Below are 22,841 nucleotides of genomic sequence, written 5' to 3' on the forward strand. Positions count from 1 at the left end.
AACAAGCAAAAAAACGGATTTTATATGCAATTTGCCTGACTAGCGATACTGGAAACCCAGCAATAACTTACCTAGTTAGCACCCCGAACATAAGATTTCACAATAAAAATAATTATGAGTTCCAACAAAATAAGAAATATTTTTAGATCCTTAGTAAATAGTGATTATCAGAGACGATTTAATTCAATAAAACTGCCGTTAGAATCCAAGGTTAATTTAAACCGCCCTTGTATTCCAGAAACAGTCACGAAAGATCTAAAATAACGCGCATTTATTTGAAGATGACGACCCGTATCATCAATCACCTCAACATGGGTTGCTGCTCCTTGATAAAAAGCCAAGTATTGTTTTGCTGATACAGAGATTGAAAATGTGAATTCCATGTTGACACGATAGCTATGTATTTTCAGCCAATCTTAACAAATCAGAATAAACTCCACGAGCTGTAACTTGTGCTCTAGCTCCACGAATAATAAGTGGGTTTTCCCCATAAGAATCAGTGTAAATCTGAAAAATAGAATCTGCCCATTGCAAGCTCCCCAGCGGAGTATTGTTGGGAACAAGATCTAACTTACAAAAAAGGCCAAGAAAACTTGGCCTAAAATAAGAACAATTAATCTAAGCTTAATTAAGATAAAGCTCTAGAAACTTTTTCATACAGATCTTTTGACAAGTCAGGCAATTCTATCAACTCTTGTAAGCTTTCTTTGATATTTTGCTGACGCGCAAGATCAAACTTTGAAAATTGAATTAACGGAGTAATGATTCGAGCCGCCACTTGTGGATTAATGGTATTCATTTTTTTTAAAACATCAGTTAAATATTGATAACCACTACCATCAGATTTGTGGAAATGCTTAATGTTTCCTGCTGCAAAACTTCCAATAAGTGAACGAACACGATTAGGATTATTAAAAGTAAACGCTTTATGGCTCGTTAACGCTTTTATTTTATCAATCACTTGCTCAGAATCTTGAGTCGCTTGTAAAGTGAACCATTTATCCATGACTAATGGCGTATCAACCCACTTGTTCTCAAAATCTGTCATTAAGCTTTCTCTATTTGAAAGATTTAGGTCGCTTGCCACTTTAAGTGCACCTAAAGAATCTGTCATATTAGTAGCAGATCTATATTGAGAATCCACTAAAGCTTCATGCTCCTCATTTGCAATACATGCCCAAGACAAACACTCATTTTTCAACGCTCGAGCACTGGCAATATCTTTGTCTTTTGAAGCGTGATAACGAGCCAGTGTCTCATCTTCACAAGCTAATGCCAGCTCATCTTTTACAAAACAGCGAGCTGTAATGAGCGCATCTAAGTCTACGCTTTCAGTTTGCTCAACCAAAGCACTTATAGATGGTACTGACATGATTTCTGCAATCAGTTCTTCATCTAAATTTTTGTCGAGAATAACGCCCTTGAAAGCATCTTTAACAATATCGCTCAGTTGCATGGTTTTACCAGCAACTAACGCTTTTACATTGTCCCATACCGATTTACTAAATAAAGATACCGATGCTTCCCAACGCGCAACTTCGCTACTTGCATAACGCATTAAATGAGCTAGGTGTTCATCTTCGTATTGGTATTCAAGTTTTACGGGAGCTGAAAAATCTTGCAAAAGAGATACTACAGGTTTTTGAGTTAATCCATCAAAAGTAAACGTCTGTTGCCGTTCAGTGAAATTCAATACTTTTGAGGTAATACTCTTCCCATCTACGTCTAATAACTCAACATCAAACGGAATATGCATTGGTAAATCATTATTACCCGTAATCTCAGGACGAGACTGAGTTAAGGTTAATTGATAGCGGCCGTCTTCAAAGTTTTCCGAAACGGCAACACTTGGCGTACCCGCTTGGCTATACCATAAACGGAATTGCTGAAGCTCAACACCAGAAGCATCTTCCATTGCAGAAACGAAGTCATCGCAAGTTACTGCTTGACCATCATGACGCTCAAAATATAGTTTCATGCCTGCTTGGAAGTTCTTTTCTCCAAGTAAGGTGTGCATCATGCGGATCACTTCAGCACCTTTGTTGTACACAGTTACCGTATAGAAGTTGTTCATTTCAATAACAGATTCTGGTCGTATAGGGTGAGCCATTGGGCCAGCATCTTCCGCAAACTGATGATTACGAATAACTTGAATGGCTTGGATACGATTAACAGGGCGAGAACCAACATCAGAGCTAAACTCTTGATCACGGAAAACTGTCAAGCCTTCTTTTAAGCTCAACTGGAACCAGTCACGGCAAGTAACACGGTTTCCTGTCCAATTGTGGAAATACTCATGGCCAATTACAGACTCGATACCATGATAATCATCATCGGTGGCACTTTCTTTATCAGCTAACACATACTTGGTATTGAAAACGTTCAGCCCTTTGTTTTCCATTGCGCCCATGTTGAAAAAATCAACAGCAACAATCATGTAAATGTCTAAATCGTATTCGAGATCAAATCGCTCTTCATCCCATTTCATGGATTTTTGAAGCGATGCCATAGCATGGTGAGCTTTATGCAGGTTGCCTTTATCAACGAATACTTGAAGCTTTACATCACGGCCTGAGCGAGTAGTAAACTGATCTTCGAGTAAATCAAAATCACCCGCCACTAATGCAAAAAGATAACTTGGTTTTGGGAATGGATCTTGCCAAGTCGCATAATGACGACCGTTTTCAGCATCACCTCTTGAAATTAGGTTACCGTTACTTAATAAAAATGGAAATTCAGTTTTATCAGCTTCGACTCTAACATCAAATTTGGCCAGAACATCAGGACGATCAAGATAATAGGTAATACGACGGAAACCTTCAGCCTCACATTGAGTACAATATGCGCCATCAGACATATATAAACCTTCGAGCGCTGTATTTTCAGCTGGTTTAATATGGGTAATGATTTCAAGTTCAAAGTTATCTAGATCTGCTTGAATGTATAGCTGTTTATCTTTAACTTGGTGAGAAGCAGGCTGACCATTTACTTTAACACTGATTAATTCTAAATCCTCGCCGACTAGCACTAATTCCGTTGCTTGTTTTGATTGTCTTTCGACCTGACTTATGGCAACCACTTCTGTGGTTGGGATATTCAACTGAAAGTCTAACGATAAGTGATTTATTGTAAAATCTGATTCTTGATAATCTTTTAGGTACTTAGCCTGAAGTTCTGACATGACTACCCTCTTTGTGTTTAATGTTATTTGAAGTTCACGAGTATACGTGAACCTAATTATTGTTGATGATTTGATTCGATTAAATCCAAAAAACGCGCCGAAGCGCGTTTTTGAACAGTTAGAACATTGGACTTATGGCTTTTTTAAGTCATCGACCAAATCAAGTGTGATATCTGCTGTTTGCTCAAGAAGCACATCTGGCAATTCATCTTTTTCATCTAACTTAGCTAATTCGTCTAAATCTTTGACTGGCTTTTTACCTTGCGCAACACGTCTTTCGTTGGCACGTTTTAAAGCCTTAGCATCATCTTCCTTTTGCTGAGCTTCACGCTCAGACTCAACAAGAGAAACACTCTTTTCATCACGATGTTTACGAAACTCAGCAATATCTTGACGGATATATTCGAACTCGACATTACCCTTGATACGCTGTTGATATTTACCTTTTAAATCTTCTATGATTTTAGGGGTAATATCATTCACCTTGTTATAATTAGCAACAGGTACTTGATCCCAAGGTAACGCATTATCTTCTTTCGATTCACCGTATTCACCTGGCTTTAAGGCACTTGGGTACATAATATCAGGTGTCACACCTTTCAATTGAGTGCTGCCACCATTGATACGGTAAAATTTAGCAATAGTATATTGTACGTGACCAATCGGCTTTTGATACATATCGTAGATACGAGATAATCCACGATGTTGCTGCACCGTACCTTTACCGAAGCTAGATTCACCCACAATTAAAGCACGACCATAATCTTGAAGCGCCGCTGCAAAAATTTCAGATGCTGAAGCACTGTTACGATTGATAAGTACTGTCAGAGGGCCATCATATAAAGTCACACCATCATTATCACGGTTCTCAACGACTTTGCCATTTGCATAACGAACCTGTACAACGGGTCCCATTTCGATAAACAAGCCCGTTAATAAGGTAGCTTCAGTTAGAGCACCACCGCCATTATCACGTAGGTCGATAATGATGCCTTCAATTTTTTCTTTCTTGAGCTTAGCGATTTCTTTCGCAACATCACGAGAAAGATTCATATAAAAACCTGGGATAGTGATAACACCAACCTTACGATTTTTAAATTGAGGAGCATCACCTTTAATAACTTTAGAGCTGGCTGCGCGATCTTCTAAACGAATTTTGTCCCGAGTAATAGTCACTTCGATAGGCTTTGCGTTAGATCCTGCTTTTTTCTGTAAGATTTGCAGGGTAACTTTACTACCCTTAGGGCCTTTGATCTTGTCGACAACGTCATCTAGACGCCAACCGATCACATCAATAATCTTTTCACCGTCTTGACCAACACCAATGATTTTGTCACCGTCAGCCAGCTTGCCGCTCTTAGATGCAGGTCCACCTTTTACCAAGCTTCGAATCACAGTGTAATCATCGTCTTGTTGTAATACAGCTCCAATGCCCTCAAGACTTAAATTCATTTCTTGCTGAAAACGCTCAGCGTTTCTTGGAGAAAGGTAGCTGGTATGAGGCTCGACAGTTCGTGCAAATGCGTTCATTAGCATTTGGAATACGTCTTCACTATTGGTTTGTGAGAGACGTTTTAATGCATTGTTATAACGCTTTGTTAAAACCTTAACAATTTCTGGCCACTTTTTGTCAGTCATCGACAAATTTAGCGCATCGAATTTTACTCTTTCACGCCAAAGTTCATGAATCTCGCTTTCGGTCTTAGGCCAAGGAGCATCTTCACGATCAAATACATATTTATCGTTGGTTTTTTCGAAGTTAAAAGGTTTTTTTACATCAAGCAAGGATAAAGCATAAACTAAGGCATCATAGCGACGTTCTTGTGTAACGTCGTACATTTTATAAGCTTCGCTTAAATCTCCGCTTTTCAACATGTCATCAAAGTTGTCTTGGTATTGCTGAAAACCATCAACATCTTTCTGGGTTAACACATTACGACGAGAATCTAGGTACGATAAGTAGCGATCGAAAACTTTATCTGAAAAAGCATCATTGAGTACAAAATGATGATAATGAGAGCGAAGGAACAAATCCGTTATTCGCTTGCTCGCCACTTTATGCTGGGGTTCTTGCTTTAACTGAGGTAACTCGTTGAGTTGAATTTTAGGAGTTGTTGCTCCAACATTAAATCCGACCAACAGGGCGGCCAACGTCATGGCCAGTTTAATTTTCCGCATCAACAAGTTACTCCTTTGTTTCTGTTACAGCAAAATATGTTCGGCTTTCACTTTCACCGTTAAACCACTGTCAAGATGAACAGTCACATCATCTTTATTTATGTCAGAAATGGTTCCCTTAACTGGAGACTTCCCTAACTTAACATTGACACGTTGTTCTTTTGCAAGTTGACTAAGTTCAGCCTGAACTAAGTTAACCGCTGGTTCTGCTTTTTTATTTGGACGGCTCGATTTAGATTGAACTTGTTTTAAGTTACGATCTTTTCTCGGACGTTTAGTATTATTTCTAGGACCTGCTTTTTTGTCTGCGCTATCACCGCCCTGCTCTGCAGCTTTAGCTTCACGTTGTTTGCGTCTTTCTTTCGCACGCTCTTGGCTTTCTTTAAGCGTCTTTTGCGCATGCTCAATGTGCTGCTCTTCTAACTCACCACAAGCATTTCCATCAAGGTCAACGCGAACTGCACCTTGCTTAATGCTTTTTAGGTAACGCCAGCTACTGGTATAGCGACGTAAAGCAACTCTTAATTGAGTCTTACTGATTTTTGACTCTTCCGCCAGTTTTTCAGCTAAATCTTGAAATAAACCAATTTTTAATGGCTTTGCTTCACCTTCAGCGATAAAACACTGAGGAAAAGTCTCGTATAAATAAGCCAAAATGGCATTTGTGTCGGTCAACTTATCTGTTGATTCCATTATAACTTCCACGTTTACAAGGACATTAGCCGCATATTATCTATGTAAATCGGCCTAGGTCGTTTATCTTAAAGCTTACTGTTCAATAAACTTTATGATTATATTTCAGATCATTAGCTGTAATCATAAAGCATAAAACTGTTATTCATTTGCCTTGGCTAACTTTTGAGAACTACCCAAGCAAGCCGCCTATTATAAGGTGCATCTGAACAATTGCGACCATGATTTATTAAATTGCGAATATTTTTTATTCGAATAGGCAAGATTCTAGGCTTTTTAACAATAACTCTAGGCCTTTTTGGTCTTCTTCATCGAAACGAGAAAATATCGGACTATCAATATCTAATACTCCTACTACCTCATTTCCTTTTCTAAAAGGAATAACAATTTCGGAATTACTGGCAGAATCACAAGCGATATGACCTTCAAATTGATGAACGTCAGCAATACGTTGCGTAACATTTTCCGCAGCTGCTGTACCGCAAACACCTCGCCCAAGTGGAATTCTTACGCACGCAACTTTTCCTTGAAAAGGGCCTAATACTAATTGCTCATTTTCTATTAGGTAAAAACCAACCCAATTGATCGTTTCAAGGTGTTCGTTTAATAATGCTGAGAAGTTCGCCATAGCTGCGACTTGGTTGGTCTCACCTTCAAACAAAGCTAATACTTGTCGATTCAGGATGTCATAAAACTCTGATTTCATACTTATCTCTACTGATTTTATCTACTAATTGATATTACGCCGCTTTTTTCTTTTCGGCTTTTTTCACAGGCGACTTTGTTGCTGCAACGCCTTTAAGCAGAGATAGTAAATCATCTTTATTAGAAGCTAAATAGTAAGCCATATCTTCGAAGGATTTTTCTTCCATCTCAATTTTGGAATTTTCTAGAAAAGGCACAAGACTGTCGGCTATATCCAACATTTTATCGTATGCATCAGCTTCTTTTTTTGTCGTAAACGTCATTTTTTCAACACCTTCTCTAATCACCACAAACTGAGTAATTACGGCCATGATTTCCTCACACTGTATTTATAAACAGTAATAGAGTCGCAAAACCTTGAGATTATTGCAACCTTTGATAAAAAAGTTGTTACGATTTACTTACTCCCTATTTAGAAATCTTTGTTATTATTAAGCCATTGGAATTTACTGTTAGTTGGATAATTACAGGTGAGCGACTCTGATACGCCTAAGCTGCAATCTATAATTTTGTGTAACTCTTGCGATGTTGCAGTCAACCGCCATGCCCTGCCTGCCAATGTTAGAGCCCTTTGCCCTCGCTGCCATAGTGCCCTATACGCCAAACCGTTTTGCACTATAAATGGTGTCTTAGCGTTATGCATTACCGCGCTGCTTTTATATATTCCTGCTAATTTTTACCCCGTTCTTGAGCTTCATTTTTTTGGCAGCATCAGGACTTCAACTGTATGGGAAGGTGCATACTCTGTTATCAATCAAGGCTATTATATTGTCGGGATTGCAGTGGCATTGGGTGCGATTGTAGCGCCAGCAGCATTATTGGTTTCAATACTGTTGCAAGTTTTGATAGTTAAACATGGTCTTCATAAGCCCATAATGCGGAAGTATTTTCGCTCTATATTAAAAAAACACCTATTTATTAAGCAATTTTCAATGCCTGAGATCTATGTTATCAGCATGTTTGTCACCGCTTTTAATTTGGGAGATTTTGCAGATATTTATATGGGTGTCGGCACTTTTTGCTATGTGATGCTATTTGTCCTAATGTTATTTTTACAGCGTGAATACAATATTGATTACATGTGGGAGCAATTACATGAATCCCAATAAGCCGTCTTATCATGAAATGGCACAAGGTAATCATTTAAACTTATTGAGCTGTCCAAAATGTAAAATGGTTTGCCCAGACGAGCTTGAACACTGCCCTCGTTGTGACAGCGAATTAGCCATACGTGATGAATCCAGCTTACAAAAATCTTGGGCTTTTTTGATAACAGCAGCAATTCTACTGATCCCAGCCAACATCTATCCTATTAGTATCATTACTAAGCAAGGTAGAGAAACTCACGATACTATTTTCTCTGGGATTTTACACACCATTCACCTTGGTATGATTCCTATTGCAATCATTCTTTTTATTGCAAGTATTCTTGTTCCTTGGTTAAAAATTATTGGCTTAGCGACTTATTTATCTGCAATCAGTTTTAACTTACCTTTATCAAAACGCTTTTTGATGAAAGGATTTCATATTATTGAATGGATTGGCCGTTGGTCTATGCTTGATTTGTGCGTTATATCGCTCACTGTAGCACTGGTTAATATGGGTCAACTCTTAGACGCAAAGCCAGGGATCGCAGCCACCCCTTTCGCCTTGGTGATTTTATTCACTCAATTAGCTGCAAAAGTATTGGATACACGACTCCTTTGGGATCGAATGGAAAACAAGCATGACTCAAACAGAACCACCAAAAATAGTTAAAAAGAAATTATTCTCACCAGTCTGGCTTCTGCCTGCTGTTGCTTTATTACTTGGCGCTTGGCTTATAGTAAAAGGCATCAAGGATGCAGGTGAAGAAATCACAATTCACTTCCCAACGGCTACTGGAATTCAGATTGGTAAGACACTCGTTAACTACCAAGGCGTTAATGTTGGTCACGTCACTGACATCGCCATTGATGAACAACGAAAAGGCGTCATCGTAACGGTAAATATGAATTACCGAGGTCAACCTTTCCTGAAAGACAAAACCCAATTTTGGCTGGTTAGCCCTAAAGCAAGCATCACCAAAATCGAAGGCTTAGATACCTTATTCTCGGGTAATTATATTGCTTTAAAGCCAGGTAATGGAGCCAAACGAACTGATTTTGAAGCTGTGCCTGAAGCACCACCACAAATGCCTGCAAGTGAAGGTATGCTATTAACCCTTTACGCTGAAGATTTAGGCTCTATCGATATCGGTGCACATATCTTCTATCGTCAGATCCCCGTCGGAAAAGTAGTGAGTTACCGATTGGATAATGCAGATAGAGTATCAATCAGCGTATTTATTCAAAAACGGTTCACCGATTTAATTAAACAAGATTCAAAATTTTGGAATATCTCAGGACTAAAACTTGATGCGTCACTGGCTGGTATAAAACTTGAAGCAGAAAGCCTTGCGTCACTGATTGAAGGTGGTATTACTTTCAGCTCGCCTAAAGATAGCTCTTTAGCTGAATCTGGTCATATATACAATTTATTTGATTCAAAAGAAGAAGCTCTTGGAGGAAAGTCCTTCACTTTAACGAGTGATGATTCTCATGGTTTAAGTAAGGGCAGCATGATTGTTTATCGTGGTGTAGCAATTGGCCAAATTAGTGACAAAAAAATTACTAACAAAGGTGTTGAGCTAGGTGCTCGTATTAAATATCAATATGCGAATCTACTTACTGCAAGTGCTAAATTTTGGCTAGCTGGTGCAGATTTATCCCTTTCCGAATTTAAACATCCTGAGCGTTTAATAACAGGCCCTGTTGTCGAGTTTTTCCCTGGAACAGGACCTAGTAAACTAAGATACCCTTTATTAACTTCTACGCCTGAAATAGCAAAGCAAAAAAGCATCAAGATTGAAATAGTAAGCTCTCAGAACTTTGGATTGAAAGAAAATGCAGCGATAAAATATCGTAATGTGAAAATAGGCAAAGTATCTTCTGTAAGCCTTAGCAAAAACTTTCAGCAGGTAAATATTTCTGCTGAAATTTATCCTGAATTCAAACCACTACTCAAGTCTGGGCATTATTTTGTACCTCAATCTGCCCTTGAGGTAAAAGCATCACTCGACAATGTTTCAGTAAAAACTTCTGACTTACCCTCAGCCATTTCAGGATCCATTAATTTAGAAACAGATTTAAAAAGCTCAAATAAGTTCGTAAGTCAATTTAACCTTTTCGCTTCTCAGGAAGAAGCTCAAAAAGCAGCTAATAAACACCAGTATCGATATATCACTCTTGATAGCTCCGATGCTGCAGATTTGCAGTCTGGCTCTCCGATATATTATAAAAAAATGCAAATCGGTTTTGTTGAAAATGTGCGTTGGACAAAGCAAAACGATCAGTTTGACATTAAATTGGCGATTCAGAAGAAGTTCAATAGCTTAATCAATAGCAAAACAGTTTTTTGGAGGAATAGTGCTTTGTCAGTTGATGCTAACCTTTCTGGCATAAAGCTCGATGTAGCACCACTTCAAGGTGCTCTAAAAGGTAGTATAAGTCTAGGATTAGCAGAGCGTGCTTCAAAACTTAAACGCAAGCCTCTTTATGCCAACAAAGAGTTGGCAATGGCGCAAGCAACTCCAATTGAAATAATATTTCGAACGGGTACAAGACTTGCCAAAGGTGCGGCAATTAAGTACCAAAATCACCCTATAGGTTCAGTGGAGGCCGTTCGTCTCAATGAAGACTTAAACACCATTACTGCTACAGCTTTCCTCTATTCTAGATTCGCAAAACAGTTCAAACGTAAAGATACTAAATACTATATTGTTGATGCTCAAATTTCTCTGGCAGGCATTAAATCACCAGAAACGTTAATCTCTGGCGCCTATGTAAGTGCTGTTCCTGGGCAATCAAGTCAATCGACCCATTTATTTAGTGGTGAGCTCTCTAAGGAAGCTTTGTCTTTAACTCCAAAGGGCGCTGCTGCTATCGTATTAGTTAAATCACAGCTTGGTTCAATTCAAGTTGGCACTGGAATCTATTTTAGAGGTATAAAAATAGGCAAAGTTGATAGTTATCAATTGGCTGTGGATGGCAACCATGTTCGTATCAAAGCTCACATTAACGCTAAATATCGTCAATTTATAAATACATCTAGCCGTTTTTGGGAACAGTCGGGGATTAAAATTGACGCAGGGCTTTTTTCTGGAGTTCACCTCAGTACAGGCTCATTTGAAAATATTCTAGCAGGTGGTATTTCAGTGGCTACAGAGCAATTAACTACCGCAGATAATGCATTAGCAGAAAGTGAATCTTTTAGATTATATCCAGAGTCAAGATCAAGTTGGTTAAAGTGGCAATTTAAGTAATTTGAGTTTGGCGGCCTTTAGATTGAACAGTTTGTAATCTTCAAGTATTTCAAACTGTTCATCTTAGTAGACATTATTTATGTAATAGTTAACTTTTCCATTTTCTAATTCAAAAAATCACATTTATCCAACAAAAAATCGCGATGACAAAGCTAATCATCACAGCTAAAGATCCCAAATCTTTTGCAAGTCCAGACAAATCATGATGCTCATAACCTATTCTATCAACGACAGATTCAATGGCGGTGTTAACGATTTCGGCAAACAACACAAACAATAAGGATGACCACAAAATCAAGCGCTCTCCCCATGACACATTAAGGGTAAAGGTCAATGTAAATAAAACTACGGCTAAAATTAACTCTTGTCTAAACGCAGCTTCATTTCTAGCTAACCAAATTAAAGCTCGAAGTGAATTTCCGAATGCAAGATAAATGCGCCTAATACCTTTAGGTTTTTTTGAATAATCCATTACAGTACCTTATCTGGCTAATTTCGAGAGTGAATGCCAATAACTAAAAAATAATAGCTTAAGACTAGAAAAATATTAAATAAATTAGGTTATCGTTATCGCTACCTGATAATTAGTTCATGGTATAATTTTGCTTTTAACACGGCTTTGACAAATGAATAAAATCAGCGAAAATTTCATCGAACACATTCGCCAACAGCTTCCCTGCCATTTATCTCTCGATGAGTTCCTTGCTTTCAACAATAAACCTCTGAGGCTTTCTGTACGTGTTAATACTTTAAAAATTACTGTTTCTGATTTTCATGATTTAATGTTAAACAAAGGATGGTGCTTAACATCTATTCCGTGGTGTGAAGAAGGATTTTGGCTCACAACCCCACCGCACCAAGACATTGGAAATAGTATCGAACACTTGCAAGGGCTATTTTATATTCAAGAGGCAAGCTCAATGTTACCTCCTACTGCCTTATTTGATTCAGGTTCGAACTTTGACAGTGTGCTCGATATGGCTGCAGCACCTGGCTCCAAGACAACACAGATTGCTGCACTAATGAATAATCAGGGGCTCTTGATTGCTAATGAATACTCGTCAAGCCGTGTTAAAATGCTTCATGCAAATTTAGTACGGATGGGAGTGCACAATGCCGCCATTACACACTTCGATGCCGAGGTCTTCGGCCAGTATTTATTTGAAGCATTTGACGCTATTTTATTAGATGCTCCCTGTGGTGGTGAAGGCACGGTTCGCAAAGATAGCAATGCATTAAAAGATTGGCGCTTAGAAGATGTTCATTCAATTGCAACCAAACAAAAGCAGTTAATAGCATCGGCATTTGAAGCACTTAAAGTTAACGGTAGTTTGATCTATTCCACTTGCACATTAAGCCAAGAAGAAAACCAACAAGTTTGTTTGTTTTTGAAAGAGACTTTTGGAGATGCAGTTGAATTTATTTCTCTGTCCGATCTATTTGATGGTGCCAATAAAGCCACCACAAGCGAAGGATTTTTACATATTTGGCCACAAATATTCGACAGTGAGGGATTCTTTGTCGCCAAGATTCGTAAAACTAAATCCGTGACTAGAAGCCAACCTGAACCCAAAATAAATAAAAACTTTCCATTTAAAGAGCTATCGATCAAACAAGAAAAAGAAATTACTGATTGGTTATCAGCAAATTACTCAATTTCAATTCCAGCATCGTTATATCTAGTTGCTAGAGATAATCAGTATTGGCTTTTTCCAAAAGCAATAAAATCTTATATTGGGCAAATTCGCTTTCAGCGTATTGGTTTGAAACTAGCTGAACAAAAAGGCAAACATTTAAAAATAACTCATGAAGTAATTTCGGTTTTGTACCGATACCAAAGTGATGCGATAAATGCTAATGAACAACAAGCAGAAGAATATCTGAAAGGACGTGACATTCAATTAGAACAGGTAACTAAACCTCAAGGAGAGAAAATTATTTGTCGTAATAAAGTGCCGTTGGGATTAATTAAGCACCTTGGAACAAAATTAAAAAATAATTTACCTAGAGATTTAGTTAGAGACAATGCAGTAAAACTCTAGGTTCTTGACATATATGAATAAACTGAAAAATTTTGTTAATGTTTATTTATTGTGCAAATGTTTTTATTTGTTCTAGGATTACAATATCGGAATTCTCGATGGTAGAAATTCTGCCATCGAAAACCGCGTAGCGCACGGCTCGAAAGAGCCATTTCCCAACGCCCAATTCTATATGGATTGGGCTTTTTTTTATTCTATGATGTTTGAAAAACAAGCAGTAAGTGAATTCAGTTTAAACTAACTTTTTAGCATCTTTGAAAAGATTAAAGAAATTCTCGCCAGTATACTCTACTAGTTCTTGATATTTTTCGCCGCGTAATTCAGCCACGAATTCAGCCACATCACGTACAAATGCCGGTTGGTTTTCTTTACCTCTATGTGGAACTGGTGCCAAATATGGAGAGTCCGTTTCTACCATTAAACGGTCTTTAGGGACTTTGCGGATAACACTTCTTAACTCACCAGCATTTTTAAAAGTCACAATGCCAGAAACTGAAATATAAAAACCAAGATCAATGGCTGCTTTCGCCATTTCCCAACTTTCAGTGAAACAATGTAAAACCCCACCTACTTTATCGGCGTTGCCTGATTTAAGCATATTTAAGGTGTCTTCCCTTGCATCACGAGTATGAATAATAAGTGGCTTATTAACTTGTAATGCCAGATCGATTTGCTTTTCAAAACATTGTTGCTGCTGAGATTTAGTTTCTGCGGCATAAAAATAATCCAAGCCTGTTTCACCAACAGCAACGACTCGCTCATCTTGAGCAGAAATTAATAACTGATCTGAATCTAAACCTGAATCGACGTCTAAAGGATGAACACCTGCTGAAAGAAATACATTAGGGAATGCTTTCACTTTTTCTTTCATGGCTGAAAATTCATTTTGACGCACATTAACACAAAGCATGTACTCTACATCACGGGCTTTTGCAGCATTCATTATTTGTTGCAAACTCGCATCATCAGGGGCTGCTTTAAGTCTATCTATATGGCAATGTGAATCAATTAACACTACAGAGGTTTCCTTCAAAGTTTAAAACGGCGCAAGCATACAGTTGTGGAATTTTGAGGTCAAATTTAATCCACGTCATCGGATAACAATACCGCTAACCAACGACCTGTATCACTAGATTCTAGGCCAATTTTAACAATCATAGTTAATGGAACCGATAACAACATACCCACAGAACCAAGTAACCATCCCCAAAAAATTAACGATAAAAACACAACAAGAGTCGACAGCCCTAACCCTTTACCAAGAAATTTAGGCTCAACAATATTGCCCATAACCATATTGGTAGCGATGTAAAGTGCTGCCACGCCGCCTGCTGCAGTGGGACCTAATTGAATTAAAGCAAGAGAAATAGAAGGAATAGCAGCAATAATTGATCCGATATTAGGAATATAGTTAAACAAAAAAGCCACAACAGCCCACAACATGGCGTAATCAACACCAATAAAATAAAGACCTAGTCCCACCACTGTACCAGTTGCTAGACTCACTAACGTTTTGATCACCATATACTGGTTCACAGAATGTAAGAATTTATCAATTTGCTGCAAACGCATTTCAGGATCATCAAGGGCAAAGTGAATTCGCTTTGAAAAGGAACTGGCTTCGAACAGCATAAATACCACTGTCAAAAGGATCAGAAATATATTTGCCATGACATTGCCAAGACCAGATAACATATTTGTGGTCATAGACAGGGCGACACCAGGATCAAAATAATTTAGGATCTGTGTCTTTGATACCTGAATATTGTATTTTTGTAGTAATTCAATTACCCAACTAAATTGGTCAATGAGCTGGTCTCTATACTGTGGTAACTGTTTTGAAAACTCATTAATAGAACTGCCAACTACGCTTGCTAACCACATGCCAGCGAGCAATATAGAAATAATTAATAAAATGACTGAAAGCCATTTCGGCACCCGCCACTTTGACATCCAAACAATGGCAGGATTACAAATAATGGCAATGAATATAGATAAAACAAATGGGACAACTATGGAGCTTGCGGTTTTAATACCGGCTAATACCACAACTAAGCTAGCCAATAATACAAAGGTCTTTAGCGCCGTGGTATTTTGTTCAAATCGATTCATTCCATTTATTCCATATCAATTTTCAAGTTGATCATTGTAAACAAAATTTCAAAAATTAATCATTATTTTATTTTTTACAATCACCATACTTATAGATATACGCTACAATTTACATTCGGATTTCTATAAGTTCGCCATCGGACTGGCGTTTCTTGTCTTGAATTCAGTCGTATTGAGGCATGATGAAAATTTTAATTACAGGCGGAACTGGCTTTATTGGTCAGGCATTGGTGCCCCTTTTATGCACCGAACACAAAATAACGGTATTAACTCGAAACCTTAATAAGGCTAAAGCTAAGTTAGGTGATATCCCTCGTTTCGTTCTCAATTTAGAGCAATTTAAAAATCTAGATAAATTTGATGTTGTGATCAATTTAGCTGGAGAGCCCATTGCTGAATCAACTTGGACACAAGAGCAAAAAGCAAAACTGTGCCATAGTCGATGGGATGTTACAGCAAAACTGGTTGAGCTTTTTCAAAAAAGTGATAATCCTCCTCAAACACTTATTAGTGCGTCTGCTGTCGGTTTTTATGGGCGACATAAAGCAACTCCACTAGATGAGCACTCAGTTCCACATAATGAGTTTACCCATCATCTTTGCCAAGAATGGGAAAGACTAGCCTTATTAGCTCAAACAGAGTGTACTCGAGTGTGTATTATGCGGATCGGAGTCGTACTCGATAGTAAGGGAGGCGCACTTCAACGAATGCTCCCCAGCTTTAAATTAGGTCTTGGTGGAAAAATTGCCTCAGGTGAACAAGGAATGAGTTGGATTCACCGCCGCGATTTAATCCGGATTATTCAGCACCTAATGAATAACCAATCATGTTCAGGAGTTTATAACGCTACCGCGCCAAATCCGGTGAGTAATAAGCTATTTTCAAAAGAATTAGCTAAAGCCTTACATCGACCAGCATTATTTCCTTTACCGAGATTTGTTGTTGAAAAGATGTTTGGTGAAATGGCTGATTTATTAACTGAAGGACAATATGTTGTCCCTCAGCGATTATTGGATAATAACTTTGAATTTAGCTATCCAACAATAGACTCAGCCATGGCACAAATTTTTCAATAATAGAGGGTGATTAACCCTCTTTTAACAAACTTGAACAGCTTTTAGATAATAGATGCCAGCAACGCCATAAACCTAAGCTGGCGACGACTACCGCTCCTGAAAGTGGTGCTAACCACCACCAATTCCAATGCATGTAAGTCGTTAACTCAAAAACTTGGGTTTTAAGTAGGTATAGAGCAAACTCCGTAACCCACACCGCCAATAAGCCAGAAATGGCTCCTAATAACGCAAATTCGAAAAATGTTGAGAGTCTTAATAACCAACCCGAACCGCCAAATGTACGAAGAACCGCCAACTCTCGTCGACGACTTGCCATCCCCGCTTCTGTTTGTGCTAAAAGCACGAGCGCACTCGCTAAAACAACTAACACCAGTACCAATGTTAACGACAATGAAACTTGGTCGATAATCTCTCTCAATTGCCCAACCATAGCGCCAACATCAATGATAGAAACCGTTGGAAATTGTTTTATCAATTGAATGATTAGCTCATTATTGCTGGTTTTATTTTGATCCAAATAAAAGCTGGCAATTGATGTGTAGTCAAACGCACCCAAGGCTTGTTTCGAAAAGATAAAATAGAAGTTTGGTTGTAAGGTTTCCCAATGCACTTTTCGTAGACTGGTGACTTTGGCTGTTACGGGCTGATTCTCAATCATAAACGTAACTGTATCACCCAATTTTAAATTAAGACGTTCAGCAACTTCAGACTCAACGGATACTTCGTTGGCTTGATGATTAAATTCACCAGATAAAATTTCATTATTTGGAGGAAGTGAATCTCGCCAAGTTAAATTCAGCTCACGAGTGATTCCCAAACGCCCTTCTTCACCTGTATCTTGCTGTTTACGAGTCACTACTTTTTCACCATCAATCGCACTCATCCGTCCGCGAATAACAGGGTAAATATCGGTCGCTTTCACTCCTTTTTCCGTAAAAAAATCCTCTAGAGGTTTCGAATCCTCAGGAGCAATATTCACTAAGAAGTAGTTAGGTGCTTCTTTAGGTAATTGTTGCTGCCATTCATTCAATAAGTCTTGACGTAATGCAAAGATAATAAGCAACAGAACCAATGCGCTACTAAAGCCGACCAATTGCACTGCATTCTGTTTGGCTCTTCGTCTTAACCCTGCAAATGCTAACTGAACCGGATTACTGATTTTTAAGCCTGAACTATGACCTAAACGGATCATGAAAAACCCAACAACCAGTATAAGCGCAGCAAGCATCACGACACTCGCCATCACAATCAAAGTCAGAGTAAGACTTTTAGAATACAAAAAACCTAATAATCCAAGGGCAAGCAGGCTTAATACGATATTGAACCATTGCCCAATGGTATGACTTTCTAATTGACGCTGAAGAACTCTTAATGGAGGGATTTTCAAAAGGCGCATTAATGGGTATACAGAGAACATAAATGCACTCAATAGCCCTGTCACTACACCTAGAATAACCGGTCGCCAAATAGAAGGATCATAAGCGGCAATATTTTCAGGCAAGAATTGGGTTAATCCAATATCTAACACCCAACCACCAAACAGGCCTAAAATCACACCTAAAACAGATACAAACAATAAATGAAAGGTGAATATAAAGCGGATTTGTTTAGCGCTAGAGCCAAAAGTTTTTAGCATCGCCACAACATCATAATGCCGCTGACAATAACGCTGCGCTGCGATGCCAATAGCAGTACAAGCCAAAGCAATACCAAGTAGACTCGCAAGCAACAAGAAGCGCTCAGCTCGTTTAATTGCACCTGCTAATGGCGAATCACCACTTTCAACATCACGCCAACGCTGAGTCGTCAGAAGTTTTGGTGTGACATAATTCTCAAATGCTTTTAATTGATCAGGCGTTCCAGTAAATTGATATCGGTAATCGAGTCGACTTCCAGGCTGAACGATTTGAGTTTTAGCGACATCTTCCATTCGCATTAATACTACAGGAGAAGAAGCAAACGGATTAAAACCAGCGTCTGGTAAGCGCGAAATAGCTTTATCCATTTTGAAAGTCGCAACACCAACTTCAATTTGCTTAGGATTACCTAAAAGACCTGCTAAACGAGTTTCATACCAAACAGAACCGAGCGGAGGTAATTGATGCGTTTCACCAGTAGTAAGCTCAATATTACCCTTTAAAGGATAAGTATCTGATACCGCTTTAACCTCAACTAATTGCAGTTCATCACCAGAATACACCATAGAGTTAAACTCTAGATTGGTGGCATATTTTAGACCTAGCTCAGTAGATTTTTGTAAAATTTCAGGTGTAAGCTTTTCTGGGGAATCAATGATTCTATCTGCCGCTATAAACTTGCTCGCCTCACCAGAAATCGCCGTTTGCAGCCGTTCACTCACTCGTGACAAACCACTTACTGACAATACAGCTAAAGTAATGGCTAATAAAATGAGAACCAACTGCCCTTGTAAAAGTTCGCGCTTAAACAAGCGCCAAGCTAAATTCAATTCCATTAAGCCACCTGCTCTTCAACAAGAGAACCATCATGCATGGTCAGTTGACGTTGGCACTTGCGTGCGAGATCCATGTCATGAGTAACAATAACTAAAGTGGTATCACTTTCTTGGTTCAGCTCAAACAACATTTGCTCAACTTTACTGCCGTTAGCTTCATCTAAATTACCGGTAGGCTCATCGGCGAACAAAACCTTAGGCTCACAAATAAATGCCCGAGCAATCGCCACCCTTTGCTGTTCGCCGCCAGACAATTGTTTAGGGAGATGATTAAGACGATGGGACAACCCGACCTTTTCAAGCATGGCTAATGATTTTTCTTTAGCGTTAGGAATTCCAGAAAGCTCCGCAGGCAACATAACATTTTCTAGAGCCGTAAGCGTATCGACCAACATGAAAGATTGAAAAATGAAACTTACTTTTTCTTTTCTCAGTGCCGCTTTTTGTTCTTCATTCAACTTAGATAGGCCCACACCATCAAGATAGACTTCACCCGATGTTGGATTATCAAGTGCCGCAAGCAATCCGAGTAGACTAGATTTACCTGCACCTGATGGACCGACAATGGCTATACTTTCACCATGCTTGACTTCGAGGTCAATGCCCTTGAGGATAGTCAGCATTCCTTCTTGTGTTTTTACTGATTTTTCGAGGTTAACAACTTTTATGGCTGGTTTGTTCTCTACACTTTCACTCAAGGCTAAATCCTTATTCTCTCGTCTTAAAGTCTCTGTCGCTATATTAGCAATATTTACTACGATATTTGCAACCCTTCCGGTTCACGCCGCTACGGTATTAATCTTGGGAGATAGCTTGAGCGCTAGTTACGGAATGGATAAAAACGAAGGTTGGGTAGAAAAACTTAAAGTTGAATTGCCGCAACATACGATCATCAACGCCTCTGTAAGTGGCGAAACCACTGCTGGTGGACTGCGTCGACTGCCTTCCGTATTAAAATCTAGCCAACCAGATCTGGTTCTTATAGAGTTAGGTGGCAATGATGGACTAAGAGGTTTTTCCACTAAGAAACTGAAATCAAATCTTACAAAATTGATCACATTATCTGAGCGTTCAGGGGCAAAAGTCCTGATGAGTGAAGTGATGGTGCCACCTAACTACGGACCAAGATACAGCAAAAGCTTTAATGCGGTTTACCATAAGATTGCAGATAATGAAGATATTATGCTGATGCCATTTTTTATGACAGAAATTGCCCCTAATCCACAGCTAATGCAGCGAGATGGTATTCACCCTAATCAAAAAGCACAATCTAAAATTGTTGATTTTGTAAAACCTTGGATAGAAAAAGCGCTCAAATAGAGCGTCTTTATCTTGTCACTTTCCTTAGCTATTTTACCAATAATTATAATTTTAAAAATTTCTTATGTACTCGAAAATACTTGCAACTGCCTTTTTGTTATCTGCTCCGGCACTATCTAACACTGTCGATTTTGTTGTGTTTGGTGACACCCCTTATTCCCAACATGAGCAAGCTTTACTTAAACAACCTAATGGTGAATTTGCTCAGCGATTAATTCATGTGAAGCATGATTTTATTATCCATATTGGTGATATCAAAGCAGGCGGACAACCATGTACCAATGAACTATTACAAACAAACTTCCAACTGATCAGCCAAGTTAGCTCAAAACCATTCATTTATACCCCTGGTGATAATGAATGGACCGATTGTGATAGACCAAACTTAAACCCAAGCTATGATGAATTAGAACGACTTGAATACGTTATTGAAAACTTTGCTCAACACGAAGTAAAACTACCCAAGTTTCAAAGGCAAACTATACAAAAAGAAAATCAAGTATGGGAAGTCAACGACGTAAAATTCATTACTCTGCACGTTGCTGGCACTAATAACGGTCGGGATAACATTTTAAAGTCCAATGCTAGTAAGGCCAGACGCCTTGCTGCTCAAAGAGATAAAAACAACTTTGAATGGTTGGAGCAACAGTTAAAACAAAAACAAAGAGCTGCCGTCATATTTATGCAAGCCGATATTTATCAAAAGCCACCATCAAGAAACGATTGCATTTTAGGCAAAAACCAAAGTTGTGATGGCTTTAAGGCCTACAGAGAGCAACTCGACAAACTTGCTAGAACTCTAGATTACCCTCTAATGCTTGCCCACGGTGATACGGGTGAATTTTGCTTTTCACAACGTAAGTCAGGCTTATGGCATTTCAATGCACCGGGTGATTACAGGTTTATCGATATGGCACTTGTTTCGATAGATACAGAAAGCCCCACTCGTTTTTCAATCAAGCCCTTATTATCTAGCCAGCCAATAGAGGCTTGTGCTGATTAATAAAATACTATGTGTGAATGACAGAAATACTAAGCTCATACAAAGGAGAGCAATAGTGTGAAAAGACAACTTTCCGCGATAGGAGATCACAGTCGTCAGCACATGGGTGAGTGTTTCAGTTGACGCTCACACTATTGTTCCATTTCAATTAGTTCAAATCACACATAATATTAATCCTGCTGATCCAGCAGCTTACATTCTATATTATATTTTTTTAGTCCAAGACCAGTTATCTTGGCGGAGTAGAATTGCCCTATTGGCAATCTCAAATTCTAATTGAGGTAATTCTATGCGCATATTGTCACTTTTTTTATATCTTTCAACAGCACTAATTCCTATACAAAATGCTTTCGCACACTCGGACACTTTTATACAAAATTACAAATACTCAAAAGCACAAGAATCCGGAAGTTGTGACTTCAATGGCTTACGGGAAATTCTCCGCACACAACACGATGTGGATACCTTTTCTCAAAGATATGGTGGTTGTACGAGCATAGTGGGGCAACTATTCATTATTGGCAGTAGTAATAACTTTACAACGACGCAAGACAATTCTGACCAAATAACAAACCTGAACGGCCTAGCTCAAATCCATGAACTGCCTGCTTATACCTATATTTACAATACAGCACTGACTAGTTTGAAAGGCTTGGAAAATTTAACCGCCACCGGATGGTTGGAAATACATGATAACCCAAATCTTACTTCTCTAGATGGATTAGAGAACATGAGTGAAAACACCGTTTTAAAGATTTATTCAAATCCTAATCTGACAAGCATTAAGAGCTTGAATAAACTAACTTGGGTAAATGGTTTATACATCGATAAAAACAATAGCTTACAGTCCTTAGAAGGCTTAGACTCTCTAAACTCAATCGGTTATCAACTCAATATTGATTCCAATATTTCTTTGAAAAGCTTTGAAGGACTGAATAAGTTGTCCAGCGTCAAAACGTTTATATTAAAAAATTCAAACTTTACTAACTTTAAGGGGTTAGAAAAACTGAGCTACATAGAGTCACTTTCCCTAGATAACAACCCACAATTACAGGATTTCTCAGATTTAGATGAACTAAACACAATCAATGACATACAAGTTAGTAACAATTCTAAATTATCGTCTTTTTCTGGCTTAACTAAGTTTAAAAACTTCCAAAGCTTAAAAGTAATCAATAACCCTTCGCTTAAAAATTTAGACGAGTTTTCTCAAGTGATCGGAAACATTAATAACCTCGACATTGAACAAAATCAGCAACTTTCATCCCTTACAGGATTAAATCGTATTTTAAGCATACAGAAAGGCAATAATTACATAGGCGCATTAACGATAAAAAATAATCCATCTTTAACGTCATTGAGTGGCTTAGAGAATATATTAAAAGTAGAGGGAGTTATCACAATACAAAATAATGATGACTTAGACTCATTAAAGAGTTTGTCACACTTACTTCAAATACAAAGCAATATACAAATCATAAAAAATAATGCTTTAACATCACTGTCTGGATTCGAAAATATGGGATTACCACCCGACCCAACTAACACTCACTTCACACTACAAGACAACAGTAATTTATCCGATTGTAGTGCAATCTGTACCCTTTCAAAACAACAAGGATATGTGCAACTTCAGGGCGATAATGGAGCCTGCCAAGACAGCCTTAATTCATGTAAATGAAGCTTAACTAAAAATTATCATCAAACCTGTAGGTA

At 38.4% G+C, this 22,841-nt stretch carries 20 protein-coding genes; 8 read left to right on the forward strand and 12 right to left on the reverse strand.

Annotated elements, in window-relative coordinates:
* Positions 1–167 precede the first annotated feature (167 nt).
* The 7 genes from AC1EU0_RS09190 to AC1EU0_RS09220 all read right to left on the reverse strand — a co-directional run bounded on the left by AC1EU0_RS09190 (position 168) and on the right by AC1EU0_RS09220 (position 7,068).
* Entirely contained in the window at positions 168–383 is a 216-nt protein-coding gene (locus AC1EU0_RS09190) for a DUF2835 domain-containing protein (RefSeq protein WP_480302101.1), read from the reverse strand.
* A gap of 13 nt (positions 384–396) precedes the next feature.
* Positions 397–618: a hypothetical protein gene (locus AC1EU0_RS09195; RefSeq protein WP_480302313.1), complete on the reverse strand. Its 222-nt coding sequence runs from the start codon at positions 616–618 to the stop codon at positions 397–399.
* A 10-nt stretch (positions 619–628) separates the two neighbouring features.
* Entirely contained in the window at positions 629–3,181 is a 2,553-nt protein-coding gene (gene pepN / locus AC1EU0_RS09200; protein WP_480302102.1) for an aminopeptidase N, read from the reverse strand.
* Between the two features lie 132 nt (positions 3,182–3,313).
* Positions 3,314–5,359: a carboxy terminal-processing peptidase gene (gene prc, locus AC1EU0_RS09205; protein WP_480302314.1), complete on the reverse strand. Its 2,046-nt coding sequence runs from the start codon at positions 5,357–5,359 to the stop codon at positions 3,314–3,316.
* A gap of 24 nt (positions 5,360–5,383) precedes the next feature.
* Positions 5,384–6,052, reverse strand: a complete 669-nt coding sequence (gene proQ, locus AC1EU0_RS09210) for an RNA chaperone ProQ (protein WP_480302103.1) — start codon at positions 6,050–6,052, stop codon at positions 5,384–5,386.
* 247 nt (positions 6,053–6,299) lie between these two features.
* Positions 6,300–6,758, reverse strand: a complete 459-nt coding sequence (locus tag AC1EU0_RS09215; RefSeq protein WP_480302104.1) for a GAF domain-containing protein — start codon at positions 6,756–6,758, stop codon at positions 6,300–6,302.
* A 34-nt stretch (positions 6,759–6,792) separates the two neighbouring features.
* A complete protein-coding gene (locus tag AC1EU0_RS09220) occupies positions 6,793–7,068 on the reverse strand; it encodes a YebG family protein (protein ID WP_480302105.1) in 276 nt (91 codons plus the stop codon).
* 159 nt (positions 7,069–7,227) lie between these two features.
* On the opposite strand from AC1EU0_RS09220, the gene AC1EU0_RS09225 reads away from it, so the two are divergent.
* The 3 genes from AC1EU0_RS09225 to AC1EU0_RS09235 are packed head-to-tail and all read left to right on the forward strand — an operon-like array spanning position 7,228 to position 11,099.
* On the forward strand, positions 7,228–7,866 hold the full coding sequence (locus tag AC1EU0_RS09225) for a paraquat-inducible protein A (RefSeq protein ID WP_480302106.1): 639 nt from the start codon (positions 7,228–7,230) through the stop codon (positions 7,864–7,866).
* Positions 7,853–8,515, forward strand: coding sequence for a paraquat-inducible protein A (locus AC1EU0_RS09230; protein WP_480302107.1), 663 nt, complete (start codon positions 7,853–7,855; stop codon positions 8,513–8,515). Before AC1EU0_RS09225 ends, AC1EU0_RS09230 begins: the two co-directional genes overlap by 14 nt.
* Positions 8,484–11,099: an MlaD family protein gene (locus AC1EU0_RS09235; protein ID WP_480302108.1), complete on the forward strand. Its 2,616-nt coding sequence runs from the start codon at positions 8,484–8,486 to the stop codon at positions 11,097–11,099. The genes AC1EU0_RS09230 and AC1EU0_RS09235 overlap by 32 nt, the downstream gene beginning before the upstream one ends.
* Before the next feature lie 109 nt (positions 11,100–11,208).
* Here AC1EU0_RS09235 and AC1EU0_RS09240 read toward each other — a convergent pair whose 3' ends face one another.
* Positions 11,209–11,571 (reverse strand): diacylglycerol kinase, encoded by a 363-nt coding sequence (locus AC1EU0_RS09240; RefSeq protein ID WP_480302109.1) that lies wholly within the window; start codon positions 11,569–11,571, stop codon positions 11,209–11,211.
* A 154-nt stretch (positions 11,572–11,725) separates the two neighbouring features.
* Here AC1EU0_RS09240 and rsmF point away from each other — a divergent pair, with 154 nt between their 5' ends.
* A complete protein-coding gene (gene rsmF / locus AC1EU0_RS09245; protein ID WP_480302110.1) occupies positions 11,726–13,141 on the forward strand; it encodes a 16S rRNA (cytosine(1407)-C(5))-methyltransferase RsmF in 1,416 nt (471 codons plus the stop codon).
* A gap of 232 nt (positions 13,142–13,373) precedes the next feature.
* Here rsmF and AC1EU0_RS09250 read toward each other — a convergent pair whose 3' ends face one another.
* Together AC1EU0_RS09250 and AC1EU0_RS09255 are read right to left on the reverse strand one after the other, a co-directional pair.
* Positions 13,374–14,156: a TatD family hydrolase gene (locus tag AC1EU0_RS09250; RefSeq protein WP_480302111.1), complete on the reverse strand. Its 783-nt coding sequence runs from the start codon at positions 14,154–14,156 to the stop codon at positions 13,374–13,376.
* Positions 14,157–14,221: 65 nt separating this feature from the next.
* On the reverse strand, positions 14,222–15,253 hold the full coding sequence (locus AC1EU0_RS09255) for an AI-2E family transporter (protein ID WP_480302112.1): 1,032 nt from the start codon (positions 15,251–15,253) through the stop codon (positions 14,222–14,224).
* A 182-nt stretch (positions 15,254–15,435) separates the two neighbouring features.
* On the opposite strand from AC1EU0_RS09255, the gene AC1EU0_RS09260 reads away from it, so the two are divergent.
* Positions 15,436–16,329, forward strand: a complete 894-nt coding sequence (locus tag AC1EU0_RS09260; RefSeq protein ID WP_480302315.1) for a TIGR01777 family oxidoreductase — start codon at positions 15,436–15,438, stop codon at positions 16,327–16,329.
* Between the two features lie 10 nt (positions 16,330–16,339).
* Here the strand turns inward: AC1EU0_RS09260 and AC1EU0_RS09265 are convergent, their stop codons facing one another.
* Together AC1EU0_RS09265 and AC1EU0_RS09270 are read right to left on the reverse strand one after the other, a co-directional pair.
* Positions 16,340–18,802 carry an ABC transporter permease gene (locus AC1EU0_RS09265; RefSeq protein ID WP_480302113.1) on the reverse strand — a complete coding sequence of 821 codons (2,463 nt, stop codon included), beginning with the start codon at positions 18,800–18,802 and terminating at the stop codon, positions 16,340–16,342.
* On the reverse strand, positions 18,802–19,500 hold the full coding sequence (locus AC1EU0_RS09270; protein ID WP_480302114.1) for an ABC transporter ATP-binding protein: 699 nt from the start codon (positions 19,498–19,500) through the stop codon (positions 18,802–18,804). Before AC1EU0_RS09270 ends, AC1EU0_RS09265 begins: the two co-directional genes overlap by 1 nt.
* Here AC1EU0_RS09270 and AC1EU0_RS09275 point away from each other — a divergent pair.
* The 3 genes from AC1EU0_RS09275 to AC1EU0_RS09285 all read left to right on the forward strand — a co-directional run bounded on the left by AC1EU0_RS09275 (position 19,469) and on the right by AC1EU0_RS09285 (position 22,806).
* Positions 19,469–20,122, forward strand: a complete 654-nt coding sequence (locus AC1EU0_RS09275) for an arylesterase (RefSeq protein WP_480302115.1) — start codon at positions 19,469–19,471, stop codon at positions 20,120–20,122. The genes AC1EU0_RS09270 and AC1EU0_RS09275 overlap by 32 nt on opposite strands.
* A gap of 64 nt (positions 20,123–20,186) precedes the next feature.
* A complete protein-coding gene (locus AC1EU0_RS09280; RefSeq protein ID WP_480302116.1) occupies positions 20,187–21,125 on the forward strand; it encodes a metallophosphoesterase in 939 nt (312 codons plus the stop codon).
* 289 nt (positions 21,126–21,414) lie between these two features.
* Positions 21,415–22,806, forward strand: a complete 1,392-nt coding sequence (locus tag AC1EU0_RS09285) for a leucine-rich repeat domain-containing protein (protein WP_480302117.1) — start codon at positions 21,415–21,417, stop codon at positions 22,804–22,806.
* Positions 22,807–22,841 lie beyond the last annotated feature (35 nt).

Source organism: Parashewanella sp. 2210YD4-3, from assembly GCF_056591735.1.